The 6,808-nt window shown below is 70.6% G+C and carries 6 protein-coding genes; 1 reads left to right on the top strand and 5 read right to left on the bottom strand.

Annotated features, from left to right (window positions below; all coding sequences use genetic code 11):
• Nucleotides 1-55: 55 nt before the first annotated feature.
• Nucleotides 56-2,422 (bottom strand): hypothetical protein, encoded by a 2,367-nt coding sequence (locus ACIQOV_RS20220; protein WP_401050247.1) that lies wholly within the window; start codon nt 2,420-2,422, stop codon nt 56-58.
• Between the two features lie 521 nt (nt 2,423-2,943).
• Here ACIQOV_RS20220 and ACIQOV_RS20215 point away from each other — a divergent pair.
• On the top strand, nt 2,944-3,765 hold the full coding sequence (locus ACIQOV_RS20215) for a tyrosine-protein phosphatase (protein WP_401050244.1): 822 nt from the start codon (nt 2,944-2,946) through the stop codon (nt 3,763-3,765).
• Here the strand turns inward: ACIQOV_RS20215 and ACIQOV_RS20210 are convergent.
• From ACIQOV_RS20210 to ACIQOV_RS20195, 4 genes are all read right to left on the bottom strand, one after another.
• Complete coding sequence (locus ACIQOV_RS20210; RefSeq protein ID WP_401050241.1) at nt 3,752-4,657, bottom strand: RNA polymerase sigma factor SigF; 906 nt, start codon at nt 4,655-4,657, stop codon at nt 3,752-3,754. The genes ACIQOV_RS20215 and ACIQOV_RS20210 overlap by 14 nt on opposite strands.
• 144 nt (nt 4,658-4,801) lie before the next feature.
• On the bottom strand, nt 4,802-5,719 hold the full coding sequence (locus tag ACIQOV_RS20205) for an RNA polymerase sigma factor SigF (RefSeq protein ID WP_380358919.1): 918 nt from the start codon (nt 5,717-5,719) through the stop codon (nt 4,802-4,804).
• A 243-nt stretch (nt 5,720-5,962) separates the two neighbouring features.
• Nucleotides 5,963-6,256, bottom strand: a complete 294-nt coding sequence (locus ACIQOV_RS20200) for a Dabb family protein (RefSeq protein ID WP_360351558.1) — start codon at nt 6,254-6,256, stop codon at nt 5,963-5,965.
• Between the two features lie 79 nt (nt 6,257-6,335).
• On the bottom strand, nt 6,336-6,500 hold the full coding sequence (locus ACIQOV_RS20195; protein ID WP_380636859.1) for a hypothetical protein: 165 nt from the start codon (nt 6,498-6,500) through the stop codon (nt 6,336-6,338).
• Between the last annotated feature and the right edge of the window lie 308 nt (nt 6,501-6,808).

The following is a 6,808-nucleotide window of genomic DNA, read 5'->3' as shown; positions in this document are numbered from 1 at the left end:
GTCGGGCCGGGTGACCGGCCCGACCCCACCGGCGGCGGATCGTACCGGTTACCGGTTACCGGTTGCCGGAGCGTCCGGTGGTGCTGCTCGGCGTGGCCGTCCCCCCAGACGGCTTGCCGTTCTTCGTCGCAGCGGTGTTGCCGTGGTGGCCGTCGCCGCCCTGACCGATGGTGCCAGCGGTGACGTCCTTGCCCGGCACCGGGGTTCCGCTACCCGGGACCAGGGACGGAGCGGGCTTGCGCGTGGTGTCGCTCGGGCCCACCGGGACGGGGGTCGCGACGCCCTGCGGCACGACCTTCTTGTCCGCCGGCACCGGGGCCGGGACGGACTTGGCCGCGACGCTCGGGGCGACGGCGGCCGGGGCGGCCGGCGCGGACGGCAGCTGCAGGGTGACGCTGCTCTGCAGCGCGCCCGGGGACACCCAACCCGAGAGCGTACCGGCGTAGGACGAACCGAACCCGCCCGTTCCGATGGCCAGCTTCTGAGCAGTTCCGGTCGGCATGGTGGCCTGGACCTGAACGCCCGACGGCGCGTTCACGGTGATGGTGTTGCCGACCCGGTAGGCGGTGACCTGACCGGCGGCGAGCGCGTTGTTCCAGGCCGCGCGGCGCTGGAACTCCTGGCCGATCTCGCGCTGGCTCAGGTTCACGATCGGGGCGCTGTCCGCGTGCAGCGAGCGGTAGGTGCCGAGGATCTTCTCCAGCACCGGGTACAGGATGCGGTCCTCGGACAGGTTCGACTGGTGCACGAAGTGCGGCCGCGGGTCGTTGTTCAGCACGTGGCCGAGGTCGATCCGGGCCTCCAGCGGCACGATGTACGACTGGTAGCCGGTGTTGACGTCGAGCGGCTGCGGCAGGCAGGTCGAGTTGGCGTTGTTCTCGCAGACGCCGCTGCCGCCGTTGGCCTTGCTGGTGTAGATCCAGTTGTACTCGTCGGTCTCCTCCTTCGCCGTGGCGGCGTTGTAGAAGACGTTCATCGGGTACCGCGGCACGGTCAGCACGGACGAGCCGACGGCCCGCTGGCCGGTCTCGCGGGAGGCGTCGCTGGCGGTGAACTTGATGCCGTTGGCGGCCAGCGCCGGGGCCAGGTACGGGTTGTCGCTGGTCTCCTGCGGGGCGGTCAGCAGCCCGGAGTGCTCACCGGTGACCAGGGTCTGCGCGTCGAACTGGAGGCCGCGCGCGGTGGCCCAGTCGGCGTTGTTCTTGATCTGGGTGGAGATGGTGTTCTGGTCGACCCAGACGGTGCCGCCCGCGCTGTTCTTGGAGCAGACCCACGGCACCACGGTGACGTTCTGGACGCAGCCCAGGTACGGGTGGGTGTAGGTGTGGTTGACCCACCGGTAGCTGCTCTGGTCGGCGATCATCCGGTCCGCCGTGGGGTCGGCGGTGGTCTCGTGGTCGGCCTTCCAGTCCTCGCTGCCGCCACCGTTGAACACCATGTCCAGGGTGAAGTTGTTGGCGGCCTGCCACTGCTTGAGGTGGTCGGCGTCGTCGACGGTCATCCGGATCGGGCTGGCGGTGTCCGGGGTGCCGGGCGGGCAGGTGACGTCGCCGGGGGTGCACTTGAGCGTGGTGTCCCAGCGGTCGTCGGCCAGGAAGACGTCGTCCACGTGGGTGGCGAAGTAGTTGCGGTCGTAGCCGAGGTGGACGCCCTGGGTGAGCCAGTCGACCATGCCGCGCGCCAGCAGCCGGTACTGCTGCTGGTACTGGTTGTAGACGAACGTGACGACCAGTTCCTTGCGGCCGTCGTGGGTGTACTCGCCGACCAGCGAACCGCGGGCGGTCGCATTGGGTATCGGCGCGTCGACCAGCGGGACGAACGAGGCGCCGGCCGGCAGGCCGGCGAGCGGGGTCGCCAGGTAGCCGTAGCTCTCGCTGACGTTCGTGTCGTTGTCCTCGAACGGGACGCTGCCCTTGAGGTACCCGAACGGGCCCGAAGTGCCGGCCGCGGTGGTGGCGCCCTGGAATCCGTCGAGGGTGCCCACGAATCCGGGATTCTGAGCGTAGTTCAGACCCACTGCGGGGTTGGCCCACGTGTACGCGTCGATCTGACGGACGTTGAATGCGGCTTCGTAGCTCGCGATCGCCGTCATCTCGGCGGCACTGTTGGGGAAGGGGTTTTCGTTGGGCAGCACGATGCCCTGGAACTTCCCCCGGGGCAGGCCGTTCACCGTGTCGCTCAGGAAAGCGGAGTTGATCACGGGACGGTTGGGGTCATTGAGGCTGACGACCTTGTAGGGCGTGCCCTGGCTCTTCAGCTCGGCGGTGATGGCGGCGACGGACGGGCCGCCGTCGTCGACGACCAGGACGGTGAGGTCGATCCTGGGCGGCATGGTGTCGCCGTGGGCCAGGGTGGACTGCAAGCCGCTGGCCAGCAGGACTGCCGCCGCGCACGCGGCGACTCTTCGGGTCGCTCGACCCATGGTGATCCTCCCCTTGGGGCCGGCGCGGCGCTCCTCGGCGCTCGCCTGCCCGTGTAGCTGTTCGCGGGCAGCAGGCTGCCCGGGCCCATCCTGGTCGAGGGACGGCGGTGCGAGGGACCAATTGGGCGAGAGTGCAGCGAACCTGTTACCAACGTTCATGGCGAAGCCATGAAGGCGCTGATTGTGACCGGAACCGTACCGGCGGCGCAAATAGTGAATTGAAAATGAAAAACCGGAAGCTGAGTGCTACACGTGGTTACCGAGGGTGTGCCCGGTGGGGTGGGCGGGGCACCTACACTGTCGTCGTCGCGCATGACACTCTTGCACATCCCACCGCCCCGTTGGGCAGGTTCATGCAATATCGGGCACCGCTGTGCCATGTGACAGTCCGAATATGCAATGGAGGCGCTCACGTGGTCGATCAGCATACCGAGCCGGAGGGATTCCTGAGCGTACGGAATGCGTCACCGAAGCCCGTCGGAACGCCGCTGGTCGGACGCAGTCTCGGTTTGCGCGGTGCGTTGAATGCCCGGGATCTGGGCGGGTACCGCGCGGCCGACGGGCGGATTCTGCGGCGCGGGGTGGCGCTGCGCAGCGATGGCCTGAACCGTGTCACCGCCGAGGACCTCGGCCCGCTCGGCGCGCTCGGCCTGCGCGGCGTGGTGGACCTGCGGAGCATGGACGAGGTCCGCGGCGCCGGACTGGACCGCCTGCCAGGCGGTGTGACGCTACATCATCTACCACTGCTGGCAACGGACTTCGACATCTCGCTGCTGGTCCGCGACGCGCTGGCCGACCAAAGTCCGCAGCGCCAGCGGGCGTTGCTCGGCGACGGCCGAGCGACCGCCCTGATGACCGGTCTCTACCGATGGTTCGTCACGGATCCGGTGGCGCGCGAGCGCTTCGCGGCCCTGCTGCGCCTGCTGGCCGCCCCGCAGGGCCCGCCACTGCTGTTCCACTGCTCGGCGGGCAAGGACCGCACCGGCTGGGCCGCCGCGCTCCTGCTGACGGCCCTCGGGGTGGACCGGGGGACCGTCCTGGCCGACTACCTGCTCACCAACGAGCGCTCGGCTCCGGTCGTGCGCGGGGTGCTGGGCGACTTCGCCGCCCGTGGCCTGATGCGCGAGCCCGAGCTGCTCCTGCCGGTCTTCCGGGCCGACGGCGGCTACCTGGACGCGGCCTTCGCGGAGGTCGAGGCCGGCTGGGGCGGGTTCGACGCGTTCTGGCGGGACGGGCTCGGGCTGGACGACGAGGTGCTGGCCGGGCTGCGCGCCAACCTGCTGCTGGACGAGCCGGGGGCCGGGCGGGGCCCGGCCACCGGTGGCGGGCTCAGCCCTCGTTGATCAGTCCCTCGCGCAGCTGGGTGAGCGTTCGGGTGAGCAGCCGGGAGACGTGCATCTGGGAGATCCCGATCTCCTCGCCGATCTGCGACTGGGTCAGGTTCCCGAAGAACCGCAGCATGATGATCCGGCGCTCGCGCGGCGGCAGCTTGGCCAGCAGCGGCTTGAGCGACTCCCGGTACTCGACGCCCTCCAGCGCGAGGTCCTCGTAGCCGAGCCGGTCGGCCAGCGGCCCGTCGCTGTCCTCCTCGCCGGTGCTGGAGTCGAGCGAGCTGGCGGTGTACGCGTTGCCGACCGCGAGGCCCTCGACCACGTCCTCCTCGCTGACCCCCAGGCAGGCCGCCAGCTCGGCGACGGTGGGGGAGCGGTCCAGCCGCTGGGAGAGCTCGTCACCGGCCTTGGTGAGCGCCAGCCGCAGCTCCTGGAGCCGCCGCGGCACCCGGACCGACCAGCTGGTGTCCCGGAAGAAGCGCTTGATCTCGCCCACCACGGTGGGCATCGCGAAGGTGGGGAACTCCACCCCGCGCTCCGGGTCGAAGCGGTCGATCGCCTTGATCAGGCCGATGGTGCCGACCTGGACGATGTCCTCCATCGGTTCGTTGCGGCTGCGGAAGCGCGCCGAGGCGTACCGGACCAGCGGCAGGTTGAGCTCGATCAGGGTGTCGCGGACGTAGGTGTGCTCGGCGCTGCCCGGGTCCAGCGCGGCCAGTCGCAGGAACAGTGAGCGGGAGAGCGTCCGGGTGTCCAGTGCGGCGCCGGGCGGCGTCTGCGTTCCCGCGGCGGGGCCGGGTGGCCGGACCGTCTCGACCCGCTGCAGCGGGACCAGGTCCTCGGCGACGGCCGTGCCGGTGGCCCGGCCGGCGTGGATCTCCGCAGTGCCCAGCTCTCCGGACATGCACCCACCCCCTTGTGACTGTCGGTTGAACGGGGGCCGTCGCGCGGTGGTTCCCGGCGAGGGCCTTCCCCCTCCATACCGGAACACGGTCCACGGCAAACCCGAACGTCGCAAGATGTCACGCCGGGGTAACTGGCTGCAATCTCACTCTTCCCAGGAGTTGCCGGTCCGAAGCCTGGTCAGGATCCGTGAGAGCAACCGGGACACGTGCATCTGGGACATCCCCAGCTCGGTGCTGATCTGGGACTGGGTCAGGTTGGCGAAGAACCGCAGCATCACGATCCGGCGCTCCCGCTCGGGGAGCTGGACCAGCAGGTGGCGGACCATGTCCCGGTGCTCGACCTCGGCCAGCGCGGAGTCCTCGTAGCCGAGCCGGTCGAGCAGGGCGAGCCCGCCCTCGTGCTCCTGCGCGGCCTCCAGGGAGGCCGCGTTGTAGGCCCGCCCGGCGTCCAGGCAGGCCCGCACGTCCTCCTCGGGGATCCGCAGGCTGGCGGCGATCTCGGGCACCTTGGGCACCCGCCCGTGCAGCACCGTCAGCTCCTCCATCGCACCGCTGACCTGGACCCACAGCTCCTGGAGCCGGCGCGGGACGTGCATGGTGCGGACGTTGTCCCGGAAGTAGCGCTTGATCTCGCCCAGGATGGTCGGCAGCGCGTAGGTGGGGAACTGGACGCCGCGGCCCGGGTCGAAGCGGTCGATCGCGTTGATCAGGCCGATGGTGCCGACCTGGACGACGTCCTCCATCGGCTCGCTGCGGCTGCGGAAGCGGGTGGCCGCGTAGCGGACCAGCGGGATGTTCACCTCGATCAGGGCGGCCCGCACCCGCTCCCGCTCGGGGGCGTCCGGGGGCAGCTCGGCGAGCCGCTCGAACAGCACCCGGGTCAGCGTCCGGACGTCCACGGCGGGGCGGCCGCCGGGGCCGCGCAGCCGGTCCGGGCGGAGCTCGCCGGCCGGGCTGGTGATCGCAGCCAGCACTTCGTCCACGGACACCTCACCCCTCCCAAAGTCGTCAACGGCGGGCCCTGCGGATCGGGTGTCGCGGCTGGCTCGGTACCTCGCCATGTCCGGCAAAACCGGTCATAGCATCACAAGGTGGGCGCACATCGGGCAAGCACCCGACGGAGGTGTGTTGGTGGGGTGTTCAACCTTTCCCGGGCCGGCCGGCGAAGTGCCGCACGGATCGTTCCGGGACGGAGCAGGGCGCCCCGCCCGGAGGCCGGGCGGGGCGCGGCGGTCCGTCCGGGGGACGCGTCCGGGGCGGGTTCCGGACGGGTGGGGTCGGACGGACGGGTGCCGGACGGGTGCTCAGACCTCGATGTCGGCGATCACCCAGGTGGCGAACTCGCGCCAGAGGCCGGCCGCGGCCTGGTGGTCCGGGTGGGTCAGGTAGGCCTGGAGGGCGTCGCGGTCCTCGACCAGGCTGTTGATCGCGTAGTCGTACGCGATGTCGCGCTCGGTGGTGTTCCAGCCGCACTCCCACTCGCGCAGCTCGGGGATCACCGCGCCGAGCGCGTCGAAGGCCTTGGCGCCGGCGAGCACGCGCTCTTCGTCCTTGCTGACGCCTTCGTTGAGCTTGAACAGGACCAGGTGGCGGATCACGATTGCCGCTCCTCGCGGACGGGGACAGAGGGTCCCGCTCACCGTAGCCGGTGCGCCGGGGCCGGTCGCGGGCCGTCCGTCACTTGATCAGACCGGTCATGAAGGTGCCGACCGCCTTGGCGGCGTTCGAGATCCCCTCGAACCCGAGCTGCACCAGCTCCGCGGACCGGGAGGGCGAGGTGATGATCGAGTAGAGCACGAAGATGAGCAGGAGGGCCATGCCGATCCTCTTCGCCTGCGCCATCGGGTGACCTGCCTCCCAGCCGTGGGCCGCCGTCATCCGGTCCCCGAGCGGCCTGCAGGGGGCAGCTTATCCACCCGGACGGGCTATCAAGTGTGCGACGCGTTCGGCCGGCGGGACGAAGGTCCCCGCGAGTGGGGCCTTTCTTCGGATGCCCCGTCGCGGGCCGGGCGGCAGGATGGAGGACGTACCGAGGATCTGGCAGGAATCCCCGGTGCGTGGATCCGGAGCTCCCCGCTGTGGGACCGGTCGCCGCGGCTTCCCCCGACGCGGCGCCGGTTGTGGGACTCCGCCGGGGGAGCGGTCAGTCC

This window comes from Kitasatospora sp. NPDC091257 (genome assembly GCF_044757675.1).
GTDB lineage: Bacteria > Actinomycetota > Actinomycetes > Streptomycetales > Streptomycetaceae > Kitasatospora > Kitasatospora lactacystinica.
The sequence above is the reverse complement of the archived record's forward strand: the minus strand, read 5'-3'. Positions and strand labels throughout refer to the sequence as shown.

What these genes read in the sequence shown, in the direction of transcription:
- ACIQOV_RS20220 (WP_401050247.1), bottom strand. Translation starts at nt 2,422, where the DNA reads ATGGGTCGAGCGACCCGAAGAGTCGCCGCGTGCGCGGCGGCAGTCCTG.
- ACIQOV_RS20210 (WP_401050241.1), bottom strand. Translation starts at nt 4,657, where the DNA reads ATGTCCGGAGAGCTGGGCACTGCGGAGATCCACGCCGGCCGGGCCACC.
- ACIQOV_RS20205 (WP_380358919.1), bottom strand. Translation starts at nt 5,719, where the DNA reads ATGGCGAGGTACCGAGCCAGCCGCGACACCCGATCCGCAGGGCCCGCC.
- ACIQOV_RS20195 (WP_380636859.1), bottom strand. Translation starts at nt 6,500, where the DNA reads ATGGCGCAGGCGAAGAGGATCGGCATGGCCCTCCTGCTCATCTTCGTG.